Consider the following 20,933-nt stretch of genomic DNA (forward strand, 5'->3'; position numbering starts at 1 on the left):
TGGGCCGCCTTACTGTCTCGTTCCGGCGGCGGAGACAGGCAGCCTGGGCAGGGTCGGGTCCAGGTAGCGCAGCCGCTCGCGGACGTTCACCGCCAGGTCGCGGAACTCCTGATAGCACTTGCGCACGTAGGTCTGCGCACTGCCCAGGGCGCCGTCGCCGGAGCGCAGCTCGAACATCGGCTTGCGGGCGTCCTGGGCGAGTGGCATGAGGGTCTGGTAGAAGGGCAGGCTCGCGATCTCGAACGACTTGTCGTACGGGTCGGCGCGCTGCGTGCCGAGCACCGACGTCGCGTAGACCTCGGGAATCCGGTCGAGCCAACGGTCGAAGGCCCGCGCGGGGCGGTCCCGGCCGGAAGCCGGCTGCATGATGACGTAGCCGATCGGCATCATCAACGCGCGCGGCGCGGCGATCCGGTCGGGCACCTTCGGCAGCACCATGCCCTGCCAGGTGGACCGCCAGTCCCGCAACGTTGGACCGAGGTTGCGCAGGCCGCGCAGCGAGAACAGGTCGGCGCCCAGCGGCATGAGCACCGTGTCCGCGGACAGCAGGGCCGCGCGGTTGATCGCGCCAAGGTTCGGGCCGACGTCGATGAGCACGATCTCAGCCCGTACCGCCTTGCCGCTGTGGTCGACGACGCGGTGCAGCGCGGTCGTGGTCCGCAGCGCGGCGACGTCCTTGCCCAGGAAGCTGTTCGGCCAGGCGGCCGACAGCTTGTCCTCGAAGACGCTCAGGTCGACGTCCCCGGGCAGCAGCCACAGGTTGTCGTCGACCGAGACAGGCTCGAACAGCGAGACGTCCCCGACGCCTTCCATGATCGGAGCAATGGCGGTGGCGATCGTGCCGGTGCCCTCGACGATCCGGGACCGCCGGCCGCCGAGGATGTCGTGGCGCGGTGCCGAGGACGCGGTCGAGCCGCGGCCGCTGGTCGAGGCGCCGACGATCTGCTCCCGCCAGAGGGTCGCCAGGTCGTCCTCGTCGAGGAACTGGGCGGTGAGGTTCGCCTGCGGGTCGAGGTCGACGGCGAGGACCCGATGCCCCTGCCGGGCCAGCATGTGGGCGAGGTGGAAGGTGAGCGTGGTCTTGCCGACGCCGCCCTTGTTGTTGAACAGTGCCATCGTGATCAACAGTGGCCCCCCCGCGCCGCGCGGCAGGCTGGGGTCACGTCGGGGAGGTCGACAACGCGCGACCCGACGTCGCCCCGTCGCCCCTGGTCCCGAGGGCCAGGCAAACCGGTCATACCGGCATGGTGCGCACCCACCGGACCATTGTCTCCCTATGGCCGGCGACGAGCGCACCGCCACGGCACCAACGTCGTAACCGGGCCGGTGCCGGGCGTTCAGACGCTGCCCAACTAGTGGGCAGTGAGGCCGGACGGATCCCATCAAGGCGCAGCGTGCGCGGCCGGGCTACCGCTTCGGCCCAGGTCTGACGATCACCAGGACCGCTGGTGGGCAGCGTTCCCTACCTACGCTCGCCAGGCCGAGAGCGCGGCCGGCGCCGAGCCGTGACGCTGCCCATCAGGTGAGGCGCTGCCCATCACGCGACGTTGCCCATCAGGTGACGCTGCCCATCGGCGGACAGCGTGGGAGCCCGTCCCTGGTGGGGGCACCGTCATTCCCAGGAGCACAGGTCCGGCCAGCCGCTGGGGGCCGCCGGGCGGGGAAGGCGTCCGAGCAGCCAACGCAGCGTCTCGGCGGTGGAGGTCCGCACGACGGCCGGCCGCGGGCCGGCGCCGAACGCGCGCGACGACCGATCGCCCGGAGCGAGCACGACGCTGACCCCGGGTGGCAACCGTTCCGGCAGCCGGGCGGTCGTCCAGTCCCATTCGGCGTCCACGTAGGGAGCGGGCAGGTCGGCCCAGCCGGGGCCGCCGCGGTCGGCGAGCCCGAGGTCCACACCGTGGATCTCGACCTCGCGCCAGCGCAGGAACACCAGGTCCGCCAGGGTCACCGGGCCGTCGAGGCGCGAGCCGGCCGCCGGCTCCAGCCGGCACATCCCAAGACCGGTGCGCCAGACCTCGACATGGGTCGCGTCCCAGGCGCGTTCCAGCCCGGCGATGGCGGCGGCCAGGTCGTCGCGGAGGCGCTCGGCGGAATCGGTGCCCGGGTGGGCGGTCGGGTCGTCCGCCGCCGGGTCGCTGCTGTTCAGCGCTATCGGGGCGGCACCGGCACAGGCCGCCTGGACGAGGCTCGTGTGGCCGCGGGCACCGACGGTGAGATGGCGCAGGAGGTGCCCCACGGTCCAGCCCGGCAGCAGGGAGGGTCGGGCGACGGTCGCGTCGTCCAGCGCCGCGGCGAGGGCGAGCAGTCGCCGATGCGATGCCGACACCCCGGCCAGCAGGTCGTGCGGAACCGGGGAGGGAAGGTAGCCGGCGCCGGCGGGCGTGGTGTGCGTCGCCCGTGCGGACGGAGGCAGGCCTGACTCCCGGACCCCGGCGCGCGTCTCGGTCGCCATCCGTCCACGATGCGCCACCGCGTGCCCGCCCGCCAGCCGACCACGCCGTGGGCACGCTGCCCATGGATGGTCTGGCCGGTGACCGGCCGCGAGAGACGGTGCCCACCCGTGGGTAGCGCAGTGACGATCGCAGCCAGTTAGAAGGGGCAGCGTCTCCGGAGCCCCGGGCCTGGAGTTCCCGGGGCCTGGAATGGAGGCCTGGGGCCGGACCTGGGCTGGAACCGGATTCGGGTCGGGCGCGGAGCTGGGCCGAGCCAGCATCGCCTGTCGCCTGTCGCCTGTCGCCTGTCGCCTGTCGCCTGTCGGGAAGCGGAAGCGAGAAAGCGGTAGGCAGGAAGCGGGCCGAGCGTCGTGCACGGATGACACGGGTCCCACCCGTGGGACCCGTCACTCGAAGGCGGCCGGCTCTTCGATGGAACCCGTGCCCTCGATGGAACCCGTGCCCTCAGTGGGACCCGTCGCCTTGAGGGGCAGCCGGCGTGTCGGTGGGACCCAGCCCACCGGTGGAAAGCGGTGAACGATCTAACGATGACCTTGTGGGGGTCAGCGGCTTCGGCGGCTCGGGGCCGTCCACGAGGGGTGGCGGCCCCCGTCGCGACGGGGACCACCGGGGGCACGCGGCTGGGAGGTGCGAGTCGTCCGTATGCAGACGGTGACCATTCAGGGGCGGTGCTGCCCCCGGATGGTCCTGACCTCACCGCTCTGTCCGGCGGGCCGAGTGACCGAGCATCGACCGTAGGCTGACCACCATTGGGTCAGCGTTGCGCGGCTGACCCGCGTGGAGGGTCTCCGTCCGTGCACGGACGCTTCCCATCCGCGGGCGGCGGTTCGGTGGCCTACGCCATCGCATCAGTGTCGATGACCCCGCCTCGTGAGTGGATTCCCTAGCGGGCAGGCCGTCCTGGCTCTGATTCGGCTGGGAAATCGAACCTTTACGTCGGATCCCTTGTCCAGGGCACATGCCGCTGGCAGTCTGACTCGGCATCGGGGCATGACTTCTACGGATTGCCCTGGATCTGTCACGAAACATGGGAAGGCAGGTGCGGGTCTTGGCGGTGACCGCGGACGGGGTGTCGACGTCGGTGCCGGCGGTCAGTACGCCGACGGTGCCCACCGGTGGAACGGGTGCGGCGGCGCCAGCCATCGAGCTGATCGGCGTCGCGAAGGACTACGCCTCGCGGCGCGGCGCCGTGACGGCCGTGGAGACCGTCGACCTCCAGATCGCCGAGGGCGAGTTCTTCTCGTTGCTGGGCCCGTCGGGCTGCGGCAAGACGACGACGCTGCGCATGATCGGTGGCTTCGAGGAGCCGAGCCGCGGCCAGATCCTGCTGCACGGCAGCGACGTGACCGCGACCCCGCCGAACCGGCGGGACGTCAACCTGGTCTTCCAGAGCTACGCGCTCTTCCCACACCTCGACGTCGCGGGCAACGTCGCCTTCGGCCTGAAGCGCAAGGGCATCCGCGGCCAGGCGATGCGCGACCGGGTGACCAACATGCTCGAGCTGGTCGAGCTCGGCGCGCTGGCCGACCGCAAGCCCAAGGAGCTCTCCGGCGGCCAGCAGCAGCGGGTCGCGCTGGCCCGGGCACTGGTGAACGAGCCGAGGGCACTGCTGCTCGACGAGCCGCTCGGCGCGCTCGACCTGAAGCTGCGCGAGACCATGCAGATCGAGCTCAAGCGCATCCAGCGCGAGGTCGGGATCACGTTCGTCTACGTGACGCACGACCAGAGCGAGGCGCTCACCATGTCGGACCGCATCGCGGTCATGAACAAGGGCCGCATCGAGCAGCTGGCCGCCCCGCGCGACCTCTACGAGCGACCGCGTACGCGGTTCGTCGCGGGCTTCATCGGCACGTCCAACGTGCTGCGCCGGACGGTCAAGACGGTGACCACCGACGGGACCGGTCCGGTCGCGATCCTGGACGCGGGGATCGACGAGCAGTTGATGGTGCCCCTGCATGACGACCTGGGGTCGGTGACGACGGGCTCCGTGGTCGAGCTGACCGTGCGTCCGGAGAAGATCGGCATGACGGTCGAGCGGCCGGACGGCGACGTGTGCCTGCTGCGCGGGCGGGTCACCGAGGTCGTCTACCTGGGGACCAACACCACCTACACGGTGTTCACCCCGGGCGGCGACGAGATCACGGTCTTCTGGCAGAACAGCTCTGACTCCGCCGACATCGCGCGCCGTGGGGACGAGGTCTGGCTCTCCTGGCGGGAGGACCACTCGTTCGCCCTCGCGCCTGGCGCGGGCAGCTCCACCCCCGCCGCCGCCTGACGGTGGCCGCGGGCCCGAAGAACATCCTGGCCGGCCCTGGGCCGACCCGGCCGGCACCGACCCAACAGATCCCTGACAAGAAGCGCGTTCAGCTGACAGCACCTCGCGGAGGACCTCCCACGTGACGACGCACGACAGCACGGACCGTCCCGGCGCCCAGTCGCCGCCTCCCGCCGTCGACCCGGCGCTCCTGCGCGGCCTCACCCAGCCCCGCCTCGGCCGCCGGCAGTTCCTGCAGGCAGGCGGCGCCGCCGGCCTCGCGGCGTTCCTCGCCGCCTGCGGCGTCAAGGGGGAGAAGAAGGCGCCGGCGACCGCCGACGACGTCGCCACGTTCTGGAGCGACAAGAAGAAGGCTGGCACGCTCGACTTCGCCAACTGGCCGCTCTACATGGACACGGACGACGCCGGAAAGCACCCGTCGCTGGTCCAGTTCGAAAAGGACACCGGTATCCACGTCAACTACCGGGAGTCGATCCAGGACAACGGCGAGTACTTCGCGAAGGTGCAGCCGCAGCTCGCGGCGCACCAGTCGATCAGCGCTGACCTGATCGTCATCACCAACGGCGTCTACCTGGACAAGTTCATCGAGCTGGGCTTCCTCGCCCCGCTGGACCAGACGAAGCTGCCTACCTTCGCCAAGAACGCCGACCCGTCGGTGAAGAACCCTTCCTACGACAAGGGAAACAAGTACACCGTCGCGTGGCAGTCCGGCCTGGTGGGGATCGGGTACGACCCCGAGAAGACCGGGCGCGAGATCACGAGCTACGAGGACCTGTTCGACCCCGCCTTCAAGGGCCACGTCGGCATGTTCGGCGACAACGAGGACCTGCCGAACTTCTGCATGGTCGGCATGGGCATCAAGCCGGAGACATCGACCGAGGCTGACTGGAAGAACGCCGCCGCGAAGCTGACGAAGCAGCGCGACGACGGCATCGTCCGCAAGTACTACGACCAGGGCTACATCGACGCGCTCGCCTCCGGCGACCTGTGGCTGTCGATGGCCTGGTCCGGCGACGTCTACCAGCAGCAGGCCGGCGGCAAGAACCTCAAGTTCGTCGTCCCGAAGGAGGGTGGCCTCTTCTGGACCGACAACATGTGCATCCCGATCACCGCCGCCCACCCGGTCGACGCGATCACCTACATGGACTACGTGTACAAGCCGGACGTCGCGGCGATGCTGACCGACTACATCAACTACATCACCCCGGTTCCGGGCGCGAAGTCGCTGGTCGACCCGGCGCTTTCCGGATCGCCGCTGATCTTCCCGACCGCGGACGACCTGAAGAAGACCTACCGGTACCGGGACCTCACCGCGGCCGAGGAGAAGACCTGGAACAGCATCTTCCAGCCCATCGTCCAGTCGTGATCGCCGAATCATGACCGAGACTGTGGCCGCCGCCCCGGAGACCGGGGCGGCGGGCGGCCACGGGAAGAAGCCGAAGCACTGGCGCTCGCCGTGGACCCCCTACCTGCTGTCCACCCCGGGCGGGCTCTACCTCGCGATCTTCTTCGTCGTCCCGATGCTGGTCATGCTGTCGGTCTCGCTGCAGACCGGGAACGTGACCGACGGCTTCGCCCAGACCTTCAATTTCGGGATCTACCCGCACGCGATCAGCGAGTACTCGACGCAGCTGATCCGGTCGTTCATCTACGGCGGCGCCTGCACGCTGCTGTCGATCGTGCTGGCGTACCCGATGGCGTACTGGATCGCCTTCCACGGCGGGAAGCGCCGCGCGACCTACCTTTTCCTGGTCCTGCTGCCGTTCCTCGTGTCGTTCATCATCCGGACTGTCTCGTGGGAGTTCCTGCTCGCCGACGACGGCGTCATCCTGGGGAACCTCAAGCACATCGGGCTCCTGCCGGACGGCTTCCGGGTCATGGCGACCTCGGCGGCGGTGATCGGCGGCCTGACGTACAACTCGTTCCCGTTCATGCTGCTGCCGATCTACGTGGCCCTGGAGCGGATGGACCCGCGGCTGCTCGAGGCGGCGGGTGACCTGTACGCCAACAAGGCCGGCGTGTTCGGCCGGGTGGTGCTGCCGCTGTCCATGCCGGGCGTGTTCGCCGGCGTGCTGCTCACGTTCGTCCCGGCGACCTCGGACTACGTCAACGCGTCGATTCTCGGGGGCACGCACAACACCATGATCGGGAACATCATCCAGACGGCGTTCCTGACGAACGCGGACTATCCGCTCGCGTCGGCGCTGTCGTTCATCCTGATGGTGATCCTGCTGGTCGGCATCCTCATCTACGCCCGGGTTCTCGGCACCCGGGACGTCTTCGAGATGGCGACCCGATGAGCGCCCCCACCGTGGCGACGACCGCACCGGCACCGGCAGCGCGACGGCGTCCGCGCGTCCGCTGGGGCGCGCACCTGATGCACGCCTACACCTGGCTGATCCTGCTGTGGCTGGTCGCACCGATCATCTTCATGATCGTCTTCAGCTTCAACGACACGCACAGCCGGCAGAACACCCACTGGCAGGGCTTCACCTTCAAGTGGTGGGGGCGGCTCGGGGCCTACCCCGACCTCACCAGCTCCCTGGTGAACTCGTTGACGATCGGCGTGCTGTCGACTTTGATCGCGACGGCTTTCGGCACGATGATCGGCATGGCGATCGGGAAACACTCGTTCCGCGGCCAGGGCGGCGTCAACCTGCTGCTTTTCGCGAACATCGCCGCGCCCGAGGTGGTGCTGGGCTCGTCGCTGCTCTCGCTGTTCATCACGATGAACATCCCGCGCGGGTACCTGACAATCCTGATCGCGCACGTCATGTTCAACCTGGCTTATGTCGCGGTGGTCGTCAGCACCCGGCTGGCCAGTTTCGACATGAGCCTCGAAGAGGCGGCCCGCGACCTGGGCGCCGGCCCCTGGGCGACGTTCCGGCTGGTGACGCTACCGATCATCCTGCCGGGCATCCTGTCCGGCGCGATGCTGGCGTTCTCGCTGTCGATCGACGAGTACATCATCACGGCGTTCAACGCGGGCGGCACGCTCACGTTCCCGCTGTGGGTCATGGGCGCGACGAAGAACGGTGTCCCGCCGCAGGTCAACGTGATGGCGACGATCATCTTCGTCGGCGGCATCGTGCTGGCCGTCGGGGGTTTCGTCGTCGGCCGCGGCGCGAAGGCCCGCGCGCCCGAGGAGGACCTGGGCGTCGTCTCCGCCTGAGCCGCGCCCTCCGGCGGACCTGGGCCGGGATGGCTCCCCTGACGGGGACTCATCCCGGCCCGGCGTGCCTAGTTGCCGCCCTGGTCGGCGGAGGTCGCCTCGTGCCACAGGTCGACCTGCCCGCTTTTATCCTTGCGCCAGCGGGCGGCCAATGCGGCGGCGCTGGCGACCGCGGCGATCAACGCAAGCCTGCGCATCATCGGACGCCCTCCTTTGCCTGGGTTCCGGTGCCGGGGTGTTCGGCGTCGGGATTCCGGGAAGCCAGCCTGCGGCCTGCCGGCCGTCGACTCATCCCGTCAACGTATCCCGGTTGGCCTATCGTGGCACGAGCCTCAGCGCTGGTAGGTGCCTCGGATGACGGCCCTGGCCAGCGTGTGGAACGCCAGATTGAAGCCGACGACCGCGGGAGCGACGGCATCGTTGATCTCCAGCTTCGGCACGTCGACGGCGTGCACGACGAAGACGTACCGGTGCGGGCGGTCGCCGGCCGGCGGCGCGGCGCCGCCGTAGCTCTTGGCTCCCCAGTCGCAGGCGACGTGGTACGCGCCGGCCGGGAGGCCGGACAGGTCGCCGGAGGCGGCACCGGTCGCGAGTTCGGTCACGGACGCCGGGATGTCGACGAGCACCCAGTGCCAGAACCCGGAGCCGGTGGGTGCGTCCGGGTCGAAGCAGGTGACCACGAACGACTGTGTCTCACTGGGGAAGCCCGACCAGGACAGCTGCGGCGACAGGTCGCCGCCGCCGGCGCTGCCGTGCGCGTGCGCCAGGGGCAGCGGCGCGCCGTCGGCGAAGTCCGTGCTGGTCACGGCGAAGGTCGGCGCGGGCGGGAGCAGGTCGATCGGGTCCGGTGCCGGAGCGCGGTCAGCCAGCGACATTTTCGTCGGTCCTCCAGAAGAGCCGGTGTGGGGCGCAGGACCCAGCCATCCGTCGGCTCTACGCTTTGGCGGGACGAAATACCGCAGTCCGAGCGCATGAGTGGGGCCTGGTCGTGAAGCTTGTCACCGCAATTCTCCGCCCGCACCGGGTGGCCGACGTGCGCGCCGCGCTGACCACGTTCGGTATCCATGGGATGACAATTAGCCAGGCGTCTGGTTACGGAATGGAAGTGTGGCGCACCAGTTCGTACCGGGGGCGGCGCTTCCACGACGAGTCCGTCAGTAATGTCCGGATGGAGGTCGTCGTCGACGACGCGGACGCCGAGGACATCGTGAACGTGATCCTCAGCTCGGCCGCAAGCACGGCCAGTGGGGCCGGGAAGATCTGGATCACCCCGGTCGTCTCGCTGACCAGGGTTAGGACCGGTGAACGAGGCATGGACGCCATCTAAAGTTCCAGCAGCTGAGCGTCCCGATGTTGTCCGTTGTTCTTCGGAGTGGCGACAAGACCACGCCGAACCTGTAACGTATGGCTTGTCCCGGTCGACGTACCCCTCGAATCCCCCCGTATCGATGGGTACGTCACCGGGACTCCTTATTGCCCCGCTTCGTCGCCGACTGGCACGTCGATCGGGGCCTTTTTGTTGCCCGGGGACTGTGGCTCGGGACGGTCCGCACACCGGGCCACCGCTGGCGCGCCGGGGAGACGGTGGTCGGGCGCGGGCCTGCGGCGTGACCCACGTGAAACATCGAGGCGCCAGCCGGGTGAATACGCTCGGAGCGTGGTGAGGCGGGCGAACCTGGGCGCATCGGGCCGAGGTCGGACGTGCCGCCTCCTTGCCTGCCTTGTGGCGGCCCTGGCCCTGGCGGCGCCGTTGGCCGGCTGCTCGGCCGGCTCGTCCGCGGCGCCGGGCGGGCAGATGGCCCAATCGCTACCTCCGGGCGCTCCCGGCAGTCTGATCACGGCGACGCCGGTGGCCGGCGCACCGGCCGGCATCGCGGCCTGGCGGGTGATCTACCACACCCGGGACCAGAATGGCGCCGACGTGGCGGCCTCCGGGCTGGTGCTCAGCCCGGCACCGGGGCACGGCGGCGCGGTGCCGTCCGGTGGCCGGCGGGTGGTCGCCTTCGGCCATGGCACCACGGGCGTCGCGGACGCCTGCGCGCCATCGCTGGCCCAGCCCCCGCTGACCGCCGTCGGCAATACGTTCTCGCTGGTGCAGCAGGGTTACGTCGTCGCCGCCGCCGACTACATCGGCCTTGGCACCCCTGGCGACCACGCGATCTACGTGGCCACGCCAGCGGCCCAGGCCCTGCTCGACGTGGTGCGGGCCGCGCGGGCGCTGCCGGCGGCGCACGCGGGCAGCGAGGTGATCATCTGGGGCTACTCGCAGGGCGGGCAGGCCGCGCTCGCCGCAGGCGTGATGACCGACGGCTACGCGCCGGAGCTCAAGGTGCGCGGTGTGGTCGCCATGGCGCCACTCGCGGACCTGCCACGCTCGCTGGCGAGCCTGCGCGACGAGAACGACACGGGGGTCGCCTACATCCTGATGGCGGCCTATGGCGTCTCGGTGGCCTATCCCGGGGTGAACCTGGCGGCTGACCTGACCACGCAGGGAAAGCGACTTCTGTCGATCTTGCAGCACAAGTGCGCGGTCGACCTGGTGACGGCCAGTACCGGGCTCACCGACGCCCAGGTGTTTCTGCGCGACCCGCTGACCATCGAGCCGTTCGTCTCCAGGTTCGCCGCGCAGCGGAAGGCGGTGATCGGCGCCATGCCACCGCTGTTGCTGCTGCAGGGCGATGCCGACAACGTCATCCGCCAGCCGATCACCGACGGGGTCGTGCGGGACCTGTGTGCCGCCGGGACCGCCGTCGACTACCACCGCTACCCGGTCGCCGGCCACAGCACCGTCTTCAGCACGTCGTCCCGTGACATGTACACGTGGATCGCGAACCGGTTCCGCGCCGATCCGGCCCCGATGCACAGCATCTGCGGCCCGGCGCTCTGAGGGCGCCGTCGTCGGGCCGAATCGGCTCAGCCGGTACGCAGCCCGGCGAGCGCGGCGGTCCAGCGGGCGATCTCGTCGAGCATCACCTTGGCGGCCGCGTTCATCGCCGCGTCGGCGACGAGCTGTCCGTCCGAGCCGATCTTCTGACCTACCATGGCGAGGGCGATCGCCGGGGTCACCGGGACCAGGTCGAGCGCCGTGAGCACCGGCTTGATCGCCTGCACCGCGCGGGTACCGGCGGCAATACCGCCATAGCTGGCGAAACCGACCGGCTTGTATCGCCACTCCGCGGCCAGGAAGTCGATCGCGTTCTTCAACGGCGCGGTGAACGAATGGTTGTACTCAGGCATCACGAAGACGAACGCGTCCGCCGCGGCCACGGTCGCGGCCCACTCTTTGGTGTGGTCATGGGCGTAGTCGCCCAACCGAGGGTGCCTCGGCTCGTTGAACATCGGAAGGTCGACCTCGGCGAGGTCGACGAGCTCCACGTCAAAGGCACCGTGCGCCGTCGCCTGCTCGGCGACCCACGTCCCGATCGAGGGCCCGATCCGGCCGGGACGGGTACTCGCAATGATGATCACAAGTTTCGGCATGACGAGGGCCTCCGCCTTCTGACGCGCAAAAAGGATTGCGCACGCAACGAAATTCAGGCTAGCGACCGGGTCGCCGGGGAACGGCCGGCACGGTCATGGGGTTGACCACAGTCCTGCCGTCTGGACCTACTCTTCGGCGGGGCGGTGCTGCCCGGCACCTGTGGGCCCGCGTGGTGGCGGCCGGCAGGACAACCAGGCCGAACGCTGTTCGGCCCGAGAGCGGAAACGGAGAATGGCGCGGTGACTCAGGGCGGCCCTCAGGCCCGCACTCGGCCCCAGCAGGCGCAGGCCCGCACCCGGCCCCAGGAAGCGCAGGCCCGCATGTGGCCCCAGGAACCGCACGCCCGCACCGGGCCTCAGGAGGTGGAGCCCAGGTCCGGCACGGTCCTCGGGCTCGACCTCGGCGGCACCTCGATCAAGTGGGTGACGCTGACCGACGGCCAGGTGACCCGCAAGGGCCGGGTCCCGACCCCGCACAGCGGCGTGGACGACGTGCTGCGTGCCCTGGCGGACGTCGCCGCTCAGGTGCCAGAGGCGCGCGCGATCGGGGTGGCCGCCGCCGGCGCGCTCGACCCGGTCGCCGGCCGGCTGCTCGTCGTCCCGAACATCGCGGGCGAGTGGTCGACGCGCGCGGTCGGCCCGGAGCTCGCCGACGCCACGGGCCGGCCGGTGAACCTCGCGAACGACGCGCGCGCGTTCGCCTACGGCCAGTTGCGGCACGGTGCCGCGGCTGGGGCCCTTGACGCGATCTTCGTGACCCTGGGGACCGGCATCGGCGGCGCCATCGCCTCCGACGGGCAGCTTCGGATGGGCCTGGCCCGCCGGGGCGGCGAGATCGGGCACATGCCCATCGAGCCGGTGGACGGCCGCAAGTGCGGCTGTGGCTCGGTCGGCTGCCTGGAGACGATCGCCGGCGGCCGCGCACTGGCCGAGATGGGCGCGGACCTGGTGCGTACCGGGGCCGCGCCGGCGCTCGCCGCAGCCGTCGGCGGGCAGCCGGAGGCGGTCGAGCCCGCCGACGTGGTGCGGCTCGCGGCCGTCGATCCCGCGTGCGCCCGGCTGGTCGCGCGCGCCGGGCACGCCCTGGGCATCGCGCTGGCCGGTCTCACGAACGCGCTCGCACCGGAGGTCATCGTCGTCGGCGGCGGTGTCGCGGCCGGGCTGCCGGCGTTCCGCCCGCACCTCGACGAGGTCATGTCGCGGTACACGGTGCTGGTGGAGACGCCGCGCATCGTCACGGCGGTGGACGGGTTCGCCGGCGCCGTCGGCGCCGCCGCCTGGGCGGCTGAGCCGCCCTCCGGCTACCCGGCGCCGATCCAGCCCAGCGGCCACTGACGGTCACCGGCGCCGCCGGTCGCGTTCGGGCGGTCGACCTTCCGTCGGTCGCGCTGGGTGCGCGGCCCGGCGCACGGGTGGTCGGCTCGGGACCCGGTGTGGGGCGCGTCTTCTTGGTGGGTGACGATCTATCGCGAAGACCGTTGGACCGGGCGTACGTCCGAAAGGTAACGGTTCAGTCGCCGTGCGCTGTTGTTTACCGTGACTTGACGGATGTTCACCGGTAATAAGCGAGGTGAAGGGCGGTTTGCCCGGTGAGTCGGCGCGATGACCAGGTCGACCGACAGGTTGACGAGCTTCTGACGGCGATGGTCCACGTCTGGGCCGAGGCGCCGCCGACCGTGCGCTGGCGGGCGCTGCGCGAGCTGTCCGAGAGCCGAGCCAGCCTGCAGGCGATGACCGTTCACCAGCTGCTGCCCGAGACGACCGAGGAGGGCACCCGCCGCGGGGTCGGCGCGGTAGCCCGCGCACTCGGCGTCACCACCAGCTGGATCAGCCAGCTCGCCGCGATGCCCAGCAAGCACAGCGGCCTGTTCTCCTGGGGGCGGGCGCTGGCTCTCGCCACCGAGCTCGTCGCCCTGGCGGAGCGGGCGCCCTCGACCCGGCTGTCCGACGAGCTGGCCGGGATCGTCCGGCGCGGCCTGCACGACACCAGCCCGCGTCACGACCTGGAGAGCGCCACCAGCCGCTGGGCGATGGCCGCGCGCCGGCAGCGCCGCGGCCCGGAAGCCGACGTCCTGGTCGACCGGATCGACGCGTTGCTGGTCGACGTCACCCCCAGCCTGGACCTCGACTGGCTCGCCCGTGCCGAGATCGCCATCGGCTACCAGACGGCGCGCGGACCCGTCCCGCGCGGCGAGGACGTCCCCCGGCCGGCGCTCGCCCCGGCCGGGCCGCCCCGGCCGAGCGCGACGGTCCCGACCGCCCGCCAGGCGGAGCCGGAGGAACCACCGGCCAGTCAGCCGCGCTCCCGTCGGGGCACGAATGACCCGCTGCCCTGGTCGCGCTACCGCCTCCGCGACCGCTGACCTGACCGACGCGGGCAGGTGGCTGCGTGTGGGCGGAGACCCACGACCACCGGCTGTCACTCGACGGGCCGAAACACCGGCGGTTAGTGTGCGCGGGTGGCTGATTCGGCGCCTGTCGTCCTGGTTCATGGGTTTGCGTCCTCCAGCGAGCACGGCTGGGGGCCGGCCGGCTGGATCGAGATGCTGCGGGAGGCCGGCCGCGAGGTGATCGCCGTCGACCTGCCCGGGCACGGCACGGCGGCACGCTCGACCGACCCGGCGGACTACGCCGATGTCGCGGCGACCGTCGCCGCCGCGTTCGCCGACCGGGGCCCCGTCGACGCGGTGGGCTTCTCCGCCGGCGCCAGGACCCTGCTGGAGATCGCGGCCCGCGGGATCGCGTCGTTCGACCGGCTCGCCCTGATGGGGATCGGCCCGGCCGTGCTGGAGATCCGCGAGGCGGCGCCGTTCGCGATCGACAACGACGACCCGACGGATGTCCGGGCCCGCCTGTTCCGGGGTCTGGCCAAGAGCGCCGGCAACGACCTCGGCCCGCTGGCCGCGTTCGCCCGCCGCCCGGTCGAGTCGCTGACCGCCGTCGAGCTGGCCGCGATCACCTGCGAGGTGCTCGTCGTCACCGGCGAGCGGGATCAGGCCGGCGACCCGGAGGCGCTCGCGGCCATGCTCCCGAACGCCACCGGTGTCCTCGTCGAGCGGGCGGACCACTTCTCGCTGCAGTCGAACATGCGCGCCATGGCGGCCGTCCTCGACTTCCTCGGCGCGTAGCCAGCCAGCCATCGGCCACCCGCCCGGATCAGGGCGAGCCGGCGGCCGCCGGTCAGCGGTCGGCGACGGCCAGGTGGGCGTGCGCGATGGAGGCGCCGCGTGTGCCCGGCAGGCCGAGGCGCTCGGAGATCGCGAGCAGGGACTCGTCGCGTGTCACGGCGAAGCCATGCGTGGCGAGCAGGGCCGCGAGCTTCGGCGGAGTCCAGGCGGACCGGCGGGGCTCGTCGGCCCAGACGCTGCGCTGGCGGGCGAGCGCGCTCATCGTGCGGGCGACCAGCACGCCGACGGATGCCCTGGCATTCGGGGTCAGGTAGAGCACGACCAGTCGGCTGCCCGGGGCGGAGAGCTCGCCGGCGGCGGCCGTCGTCGCGCTGACCTCGGCCGGGGTCAGGTAGGGGACGACGCCCTCCCAGACCCAGGTCGTCGGCTCCGAGGTCTGGAAACCGGCGGCCGCGAGCGCCTCGGCGAGCTTGTCCCTGGAGAAGTCCACCGGGACGAACGTCAGCGAGCGGGCGAGGGATGGCCGGCCGGCGAGCCGGTCGCGCTTGTCCCGCTGGGACGCCGGATGGTCGACCTCGAAGACGTCTGTGCCGGCGAGCTCGGGCATCCGCCAGGCTCTGGCGTCCAGCCCGGCGCCCAGCAGGACCAGCTGCGACGCCACGCCACCGGGCCGGTCCCTGATGGCGTCGTCGGCCGCGATCGTGCGCGGCACCATCACCGAGGCGCAGGCCTTCGCCGACTCGTAGGCCATCCGCGCCGCCACGCCCTTGGGTGGTGTCCCGGCCCGCACCTGCTCGACGACGAGCCGCTCGTCGGGGCGCAGCAGGTCGGCCGCGACGGCGTCGGCGAACCGCCCGGCGGCGCTGCTCCCGTCGGCGACGGCCCGTCCCTGACAGGTCAGTACCGCCGTCCGGCTTCCGCCCTCGGCCCGCATCTCTAGCCGGCCAGGCGGCGGACGGCCACGCGGCGCATCGTCCAGGTGATGTGACCGTCGTGCTCCGGGCCGGCGGCGAGGGCCGCGAGGTCGGCGGCCAGCCGGTCGAGCTCGGGCTGGCGGTCGCGGTAGAGGGGGTCGTCGCGCCAGACGGCCAGGTTGAGGCCGAACATCTCCGCCGCGGCCGGGACCGGCGGGCGGACCGGCTCGGTGGCGTTGTACTCGACCTCGAAGGACGTCCCCGGGCTGTGCGCGGCGAGGTCGTGCAGGGCGGTGTTCACCAGCCGCCCGGCGTGCAGGGTCGTGCCGCGGGCGGCCAGCAGGTGGCGGGCGTGGTCGAGGTAGGCCGCGAGTGCCGGCTGGTCGGTGTCGATCGACTCGACCTCGTCGAGCAGGAGCAGGCCGTGCGGGGCGACCTGGGTGATCCACCCGCCGATCGCGTCCGTGACGTCGACGAGGTGGGGCAGCAGCAGCCGGGCGTAGACGACGTCGGCCTTGCGTGCCTGGGCCGGGAACGGGAGCCGGCTGACGTCGTGACGCAGGAAGGCCAGCTCGGTGGCGCCGTCGGCGCTCAGGCCACCGCCTTGTGCGGACACCGGCTCGGTGCCGACGGCGGTGGCGACGAACGCCGTGGACGCGTCCAGCCCGACGGTGCGGGCCGCGCCGGTCGCGGCGGCCAGCAGCCGGGTGGTGTGGCCCGGCCCGCAGCCGAGATCGACCGCGAGCCGGACGTCGGACAGGCCGGCGGCACGGACCCGGTCGTGGATGAAGGCACGGGAGCCGGGATCGAAGACGTCGGAGACCAGCGCGAGCCGGCGGGCCGCCGTGTCGGTGTCCCGGAACGCGTACGGGGTGAGGATCTCGAACGTCGGGGAGACGTTGACCGGGCAGTTCAGCGACGCGGCGATGAAGCACTGCTCGTGGGCCAGCTGGGCGAGCCTGCGCAGCCTCTCCTCGGTGGCGTCGGTGACGACGGTGATCCGGGGCCGCAGGGTGATCTCGGTGATCGCGCCGCCGCCCCGGCCGTCCTCGGTCATCACCGCGGAGCCGGTGTCCTGGTAGTCCCGGACGTCGACCCGGGCCCGCGCGGCAATCGCCAGGAAGGCCAGCAGCTGGCAGGACGCCGCCGCGAGCACGACCAGCTGCTCGGGGTTGAGCAGCGACGGGTCGCCCCGGAAGGCGGGGTCGGAGGACAGCCGGACCGCCGTGGCCGCAGGGGGTGCGTGCCCGACGTGCGCCCGGGAGTACCGGTCGTACCCGACCCCGGTCGAGCCCGACCACTCGCAGGTGACGGAGTAGCTGTGCGTCGGCGGCGTGGGACGGACGGCTGCGGTCTCGGCTGGAGCGACCATGCCCGCCATCCTGTCCCAACGCTCGCGCGTTATTCAGCCGATTTTTTCCTGGTCGGGGCACGACCTGGCGCTTCGCCCCGGTCCGGATGGCTCCGGACCGGGCCAACCGTCCTGACCCGGAGGTGCCAGGCGTCCGGTCCAGGCTAAGTGGGCACGCTTAGTAGCGACCGAGCAACAACCTGGAGGTGATGGGACATGCTCAGGTCGGAATCCACTTCCTTCCTGCTTCGCGGCGCTGTTGCCGTGGCGCTGGGAATTGTCGCCATCGCCTGGCCTGGGGTCACCGTGAGCGCGCTGATCGTGCTGTTTGCGATCTACGTGTTCTGCGACGCGATCGGCCATTTCCACCGTGCGACCGCAAGTGACCGGTCCGGCTCGGCCGCGGGCAGCATCGCCCTCGGGGTGCTGGACATCGCGGCCGGTGTGGTGGCGCTCGTCTGGCCCGCGATGACCGTGTTCGTGCTGACCATCTGGCTGGGGGTCTGGGCGGTGGTCACCGGCGTGGTCGAGGTCGGTGCCGCGTTCACGATGCCCGCCCGGCGCGGCGTGCGCACCGGCATGGTGCTGGTCGGCCTGGCCAGCATCGTGTTCGGGATCGTCGTCTTCACCCACCCGAGCATCGGCGTGCTCAGCGTGACCCTGCTGTTCGGCCTGTTCCTGCTGGTCTACGGCGTCGACCTCGTGACGACGGGCGTGCGGATGCGCCGCCGCGGTGCCACGGGCGGGGATGCCCTCGGCGGCGGCTGGACGGACAGCACTCCGTATCCCGGATCCGCTCGGCGAGCCGACCAGGCAGCCCCGCGCTACCGCTGACCACGTTCGCCCGAGACTGAGACCGCCGGCAGGTCGCCGGCGGTCTCAGTGCTGTCCGCGGCCCGTGTGGCGGTGGCCCGCGCGTGAGGCAGGCCGGCCGCGGCGGTCAGCGGGCTGGGCGCCTGGCAGCCGGTCAGGGAAATGCTGCTGCCCAGGGCCGCGCCCGGCAGGTCGAGCTCGTCCTCCCGCAGCATGACCCGCAGCAGCGTCCGCGCGGGCAGCCGGAGTCCGGCCTTTCCCAACGCGAGCGCGGGATAGCGCGTGAACGCGCCGTGCCTGCGGTCGTCGACCCAGCCGGCGAAACCGCCGCGCAGCGCGCCGAGCCGGGCGGCGTCGATCGGCTGGCAGTCCACGGGCCCACGCTTTCCCAGCAACCTGGTGCCGGCGGTGTGCAGGAGTGGCACCTTCCACGGCTCGGCCGCGGCGAAGCGGCCCGCGGCGGTCAGCACCCGGGCGAACTGCCGCCCCGCGCGCGCGGTGTCCAGGTGGTGCAGCGTCCCGCCGCAGTAAAGGACGTCCACGCTGCCGGCGGCCAACGGGAGGCCCTCGCCGGTTCCGGCGACGGGGAGCAGCCGGTCGGCCAGGCCCAGCGCTCGCGCGAAGGCGTCGGCGAGCAGCAGTTCGCCGACGACGGGCGACACGATGACCGCGCGCGCGGCCCCGGCGAGCAGGAACTTCAGCGCGTGGGTGCCGCTGCCACCGATCTGGACCGCGGTCCCGCCGCGCACCAGCGGCCGGAGGAACTCGTAGCAGCGCAGCTGGGCTGGCCCGTCGTAGGGCGCGTCCACCCAGGTCTCGTCCAGAACGGTGCCGGACCGTTCGGCCACGGTGGCCAGCGCGCGCAGCTCGGCCAGGGTCGGGTCGTCCGCGACATCGGCGGCGAGCCGCAGGCTCACCGCCGAGTAGTGGTCGAGCTCGCGGCGCGGAATGCCGGCCGTCGCGCCGAGCGGGCCGGCAGCGTCGTGCGCGTAATCGGAGAGCAGCAGCGGGATTCCGGCGAGGACCGGGTAGCGGATGCCGGTCGCCGTGCCGAGCCAGTGCTGGGCCGGGTCAGGACGCGCTGCTCGCGCCGGGCCCGCACCGACGGATTCCGGGGCTCGCCGTGGGGCCGGCGCGAGGCGCGTGGCGAGCGTCCACAGTTCCGGGCTGGGCGCCATCGGTGCCGGTACCACCGTCAGGGCGCTGGCGGTGTCGGGAGCGCAGAGCAGGTCGAGATCTGGCGTGAGCAAAAGGTGATCGCTTCCTGTCCCAAGCCGGCTTCGATTACAGGCCGTGAGCATAGGTTGTGGCGGGAGCCACTCAAAGCATCGGCGTGACTACCTTCAGTTGCCAGGCGGTGGTGGCGTCGTCGGTTGCCCGGCATCTCGTGCCGGCGGCCACCTCGGTGGCTGGCCGGCGTCGGCGCGCCTCCACCGTGCGGCGCATCCCGGCCCTACTGTCACTCAACATAGTTGTCCAGACACTCTAAGTGATCGACGTTGGTGGTTCGCCTGGCGCTGCCCGGCGGCCACCACAGCGGGGAAGGAAGCGAGCCTGTGGAGACGGACAGCGCTGTCGGCGGTGGCCGGAACCTTGCCGGAGTCCTCGCGCGCCGATGGCACCTGCTGCTTGCCGTGACTGTCGCCTTCGGCGCGGCCGGTGTGCTGCTCTCGTCGCTCCAGTCGACGCTCTACTCGAGCACGGCCACGATGCTGCTCAACGACCCGGGAAGCACGAGCGTCTTCAGCCAGAACAACCGGGTGATCGTCGACCCGTCGCGGTACGTGCGCGGCCAGGCGAGTTACCTCACGTCCACCGAGGTGCTGACCGCGGCCACCAAGATCCTGCACAACCGGCTCAGCCTCGACGAGCTGCGTAGCCGGGTCACCGCGACCTCCTCGGACCAGCTTGAGCAGGTCACGGTGACCGCGACCGAGCCGACGGCCGCCGGCGCGGCCGAAGTGGCGAACGCCGTCTGCCAGGCCTACCGCGAGACCGTGCGCTCGTCGGCGGCCCAGAACGCCAAGTCGACGACCGACGAGCTGGACCAGACCATCTCGCGGCTGCGCGACAGCATCAGCGAGCTCGACGGCCAACTGGCGTCGACCAAGGACGGCAGCGCCGACCCGGCGCTGTCCGCCGCGCGCCAGGCCGCGGCCACCCAGCTGCTGACCGTGCAGAGCCGGGCCGACGAGATCGCCGTCGACACCGCCACGTACGGCGACGGTGTCCAGATGTTCGAGGAGGCCAAGCAGCCGTCCTCGCCGACGCAGCCGAAGCCGATGGTGGGGGGCGTCGTCGGCGCGTTCGTCGGGCTGCTGCTCGCGGCCACCGTCGTCTGGTGGCGCGCCGAGTACCGCCGCAGGGCCGACGAGAAGCAGGAACCCGCCACCGTGCTGGGCGTCCCGCTCCTCGGCGAAGTCCCCGAGTTCGTCGCCTCGGCCGGCGGCCGAGCGCTGCCGGCGGCGTACGAGCCGTCGTCACCGGCCGGGGAGGCCTACAACTTCCTGGTCGAGTCGATCGACTTCGCGGTGGCGGCCACGGCCCGCGCCTGGCCCGAGGGTGGTGCCGGTGGACGGGTCATCGCCGTCACCAGCCCCCGTCAGGGCGACGGCAAGACGGTCACCACGCTGAACCTGGCGATCGCGATGGCCCGAGACGACCGGCGGGTCGCCGTCGTCGACGGCGACGAGCGGATGCGCGGACTGACCCGGCTGGCCGAGGTGCCCGACGAGCCCGGCCTGTCCGACCTGGGCGCCGACGTGCCGGTCGACCAGGTGCTGCGTTCCCTCGACCTGGACAGCACGGAGGGGCTGGACGTGATCGCCGCCGGCGCCCGCCTGGAGGACCCGGCCAGCTTCTTCAGGACCGGCCGGTTCCGCGGCGCCGTCGGCCGGCTGCGCGGCCACGCCGACATCATCATCGTCGACTCGCCGCCGCTGCTCGCCGTCAGCGACGCCGCCGCGATCGCGGCGCAGGCCGACGCGGTGGTGCTGATCGTCGGGCGCGGCACGCCGCTGCGGGTGCTGGCCGAGGTCCGCCACCGGCTCGAGTTCGTCGGGACGCCGCTGCTCGGCTACGTCTTCAACAAGTCCACCGGCTCCAGGCGCAGGTACGGGCACTACGGCTACGGCTACGGCTACGGCCAGCAGCCGGCCCGGACGGCCGCGCTGCCGGCCGGAACCGCCGGCCGGGTGCCGGACCAGCGGCTCGGCAGCGGTGGCCGCCACGCCGAGGCCAAGCGTTGACGGCCGTCCCGGCGGCGTCGACGGCCGGTCCGGGGCGGACCTTCGCCGCCGACCGGGCCGGCCGACGCCAGGCCGAGGCCTCCCGCGCCCTGGCCC

Annotated in this window: 19 protein-coding genes; 11 read left to right on the forward strand and 8 right to left on the reverse strand. The window is 71.7% G+C overall.

Annotated elements, in window-relative coordinates; genetic code table 11:
• Positions 1-9: 9 nt before the first annotated feature.
• Positions 10-1,125 carry a ParA family protein gene (locus tag FRAEUI1C_RS00160; RefSeq protein WP_041258610.1) on the reverse strand — a complete coding sequence of 372 codons (1,116 nt, stop codon included), beginning with the start codon at positions 1,123-1,125 and terminating at the stop codon, positions 10-12.
• 487 nt (positions 1,126-1,612) lie between these two features.
• Entirely contained in the window at positions 1,613-2,455 is an 843-nt protein-coding gene (locus FRAEUI1C_RS00165; protein ID WP_013421242.1) for a maleylpyruvate isomerase family mycothiol-dependent enzyme, read from the reverse strand.
• 1,040 nt (positions 2,456-3,495) lie between these two features.
• On the opposite strand from FRAEUI1C_RS00165, the gene FRAEUI1C_RS00170 reads away from it, so the two are divergent.
• The 4 genes from FRAEUI1C_RS00170 (at position 3,496) to FRAEUI1C_RS00185 (ending at position 7,903) form a co-directional block, all read left to right on the forward strand.
• Entirely contained in the window at positions 3,496-4,731 is a 1,236-nt protein-coding gene (locus tag FRAEUI1C_RS00170; RefSeq protein WP_013421243.1) for an ABC transporter ATP-binding protein, read from the forward strand.
• Between the two features lie 121 nt (positions 4,732-4,852).
• Positions 4,853-6,097, forward strand: a complete 1,245-nt coding sequence (locus FRAEUI1C_RS00175) for a polyamine ABC transporter substrate-binding protein (RefSeq protein ID WP_013421244.1) — start codon at positions 4,853-4,855, stop codon at positions 6,095-6,097.
• 10 nt (positions 6,098-6,107) lie between these two features.
• The gene (locus FRAEUI1C_RS00180; protein WP_013421245.1) at positions 6,108-7,031 is read left to right on the forward strand and encodes an ABC transporter permease; all 924 of its coding nucleotides are present in this window, start codon (positions 6,108-6,110) and stop codon (positions 7,029-7,031) included.
• Positions 7,028-7,903 carry an ABC transporter permease gene (locus tag FRAEUI1C_RS00185; RefSeq protein ID WP_013421246.1) on the forward strand — a complete coding sequence of 292 codons (876 nt, stop codon included), beginning with the start codon at positions 7,028-7,030 and terminating at the stop codon, positions 7,901-7,903. The genes FRAEUI1C_RS00180 and FRAEUI1C_RS00185 overlap by 4 nt, the downstream gene beginning before the upstream one ends.
• A 68-nt stretch (positions 7,904-7,971) precedes the next feature.
• On the opposite strand, the gene FRAEUI1C_RS40040 is transcribed toward FRAEUI1C_RS00185, so the two are convergent.
• Both FRAEUI1C_RS40040 and FRAEUI1C_RS00190 read right to left on the reverse strand, forming a co-directional pair.
• On the reverse strand, positions 7,972-8,103 hold the full coding sequence (locus FRAEUI1C_RS40040) for a DLW-39 family protein (RefSeq protein WP_013421247.1): 132 nt from the start codon (positions 8,101-8,103) through the stop codon (positions 7,972-7,974).
• A 132-nt stretch (positions 8,104-8,235) separates the two neighbouring features.
• Positions 8,236-8,778, reverse strand: coding sequence for a YbhB/YbcL family Raf kinase inhibitor-like protein (locus tag FRAEUI1C_RS00190; protein WP_013421248.1), 543 nt, complete (start codon positions 8,776-8,778; stop codon positions 8,236-8,238).
• Between the two features lie 113 nt (positions 8,779-8,891).
• Here FRAEUI1C_RS00190 and FRAEUI1C_RS00195 point away from each other — a divergent pair, with 113 nt between their 5' ends.
• Complete coding sequence (locus FRAEUI1C_RS00195) at positions 8,892-9,230, forward strand: P-II family nitrogen regulator (protein WP_013421249.1); 339 nt, start codon at positions 8,892-8,894, stop codon at positions 9,228-9,230.
• Positions 9,231-9,752: 522 nt separating this feature from the next.
• A complete protein-coding gene (locus FRAEUI1C_RS00200; protein ID WP_232425247.1) occupies positions 9,753-10,790 on the forward strand; it encodes a lipase family protein in 1,038 nt (345 codons plus the stop codon).
• Between the two features lie 26 nt (positions 10,791-10,816).
• Here FRAEUI1C_RS00200 and FRAEUI1C_RS00205 read toward each other — a convergent pair whose 3' ends face one another.
• Positions 10,817-11,383, reverse strand: coding sequence for an NADPH-dependent FMN reductase (locus FRAEUI1C_RS00205; RefSeq protein ID WP_013421251.1), 567 nt, complete (start codon positions 11,381-11,383; stop codon positions 10,817-10,819).
• Between the two features lie 240 nt (positions 11,384-11,623).
• Between FRAEUI1C_RS00205 and FRAEUI1C_RS00210 the strand changes: the two genes are divergently transcribed.
• The 3 genes from FRAEUI1C_RS00210 (at position 11,624) to FRAEUI1C_RS00220 (ending at position 14,511) form a co-directional block, all read left to right on the forward strand.
• Positions 11,624-12,718, forward strand: a complete 1,095-nt coding sequence (locus FRAEUI1C_RS00210; RefSeq protein WP_013421252.1) for an ROK family protein — start codon at positions 11,624-11,626, stop codon at positions 12,716-12,718.
• A 254-nt stretch (positions 12,719-12,972) separates the two neighbouring features.
• A complete protein-coding gene (locus FRAEUI1C_RS00215) occupies positions 12,973-13,746 on the forward strand; it encodes a hypothetical protein (RefSeq protein ID WP_157734758.1) in 774 nt (257 codons plus the stop codon).
• Positions 13,747-13,842: 96 nt separating this feature from the next.
• A complete protein-coding gene (locus FRAEUI1C_RS00220; RefSeq protein WP_013421254.1) occupies positions 13,843-14,511 on the forward strand; it encodes an alpha/beta fold hydrolase in 669 nt (222 codons plus the stop codon).
• A 52-nt stretch (positions 14,512-14,563) separates the two neighbouring features.
• On the opposite strand, the gene FRAEUI1C_RS00225 is transcribed toward FRAEUI1C_RS00220, so the two are convergent.
• Both FRAEUI1C_RS00225 and FRAEUI1C_RS37075 read right to left on the reverse strand, forming a co-directional pair.
• Entirely contained in the window at positions 14,564-15,445 is an 882-nt protein-coding gene (locus FRAEUI1C_RS00225; RefSeq protein ID WP_013421255.1) for a class I SAM-dependent methyltransferase, read from the reverse strand.
• A 2-nt stretch (positions 15,446-15,447) separates the two neighbouring features.
• The gene (locus FRAEUI1C_RS37075) at positions 15,448-16,797 is read right to left on the reverse strand and encodes an OsmC family protein (RefSeq protein ID WP_013421256.1); all 1,350 of its coding nucleotides are present in this window, start codon (positions 16,795-16,797) and stop codon (positions 15,448-15,450) included.
• Positions 16,798-16,992: 195 nt separating this feature from the next.
• Between FRAEUI1C_RS37075 and FRAEUI1C_RS00235 the strand changes: the two genes are divergently transcribed.
• Complete coding sequence (locus FRAEUI1C_RS00235) at positions 16,993-17,610, forward strand: HdeD family acid-resistance protein (protein WP_013421257.1); 618 nt, start codon at positions 16,993-16,995, stop codon at positions 17,608-17,610.
• Here the strand turns inward: FRAEUI1C_RS00235 and FRAEUI1C_RS00240 are convergent.
• Positions 17,601-18,839, reverse strand: coding sequence for a class I SAM-dependent methyltransferase (locus FRAEUI1C_RS00240; RefSeq protein ID WP_013421258.1), 1,239 nt, complete (start codon positions 18,837-18,839; stop codon positions 17,601-17,603). The genes FRAEUI1C_RS00235 and FRAEUI1C_RS00240 overlap by 10 nt on opposite strands.
• Positions 18,840-19,145: 306 nt before the next feature.
• On the opposite strand from FRAEUI1C_RS00240, the gene FRAEUI1C_RS00245 reads away from it, so the two are divergent.
• On the forward strand, positions 19,146-20,837 hold the full coding sequence (locus FRAEUI1C_RS00245) for a polysaccharide biosynthesis tyrosine autokinase (protein ID WP_013421259.1): 1,692 nt from the start codon (positions 19,146-19,148) through the stop codon (positions 20,835-20,837).
• The last annotated feature ends 96 nt before the right edge of the window (positions 20,838-20,933 follow it).

The sequence above is a fragment of the Pseudofrankia inefficax genome (assembly GCF_000166135.1).
Taxonomy (GTDB): Bacteria; Actinomycetota; Actinomycetes; order Frankiales; family Frankiaceae; genus Pseudofrankia; species Pseudofrankia inefficax.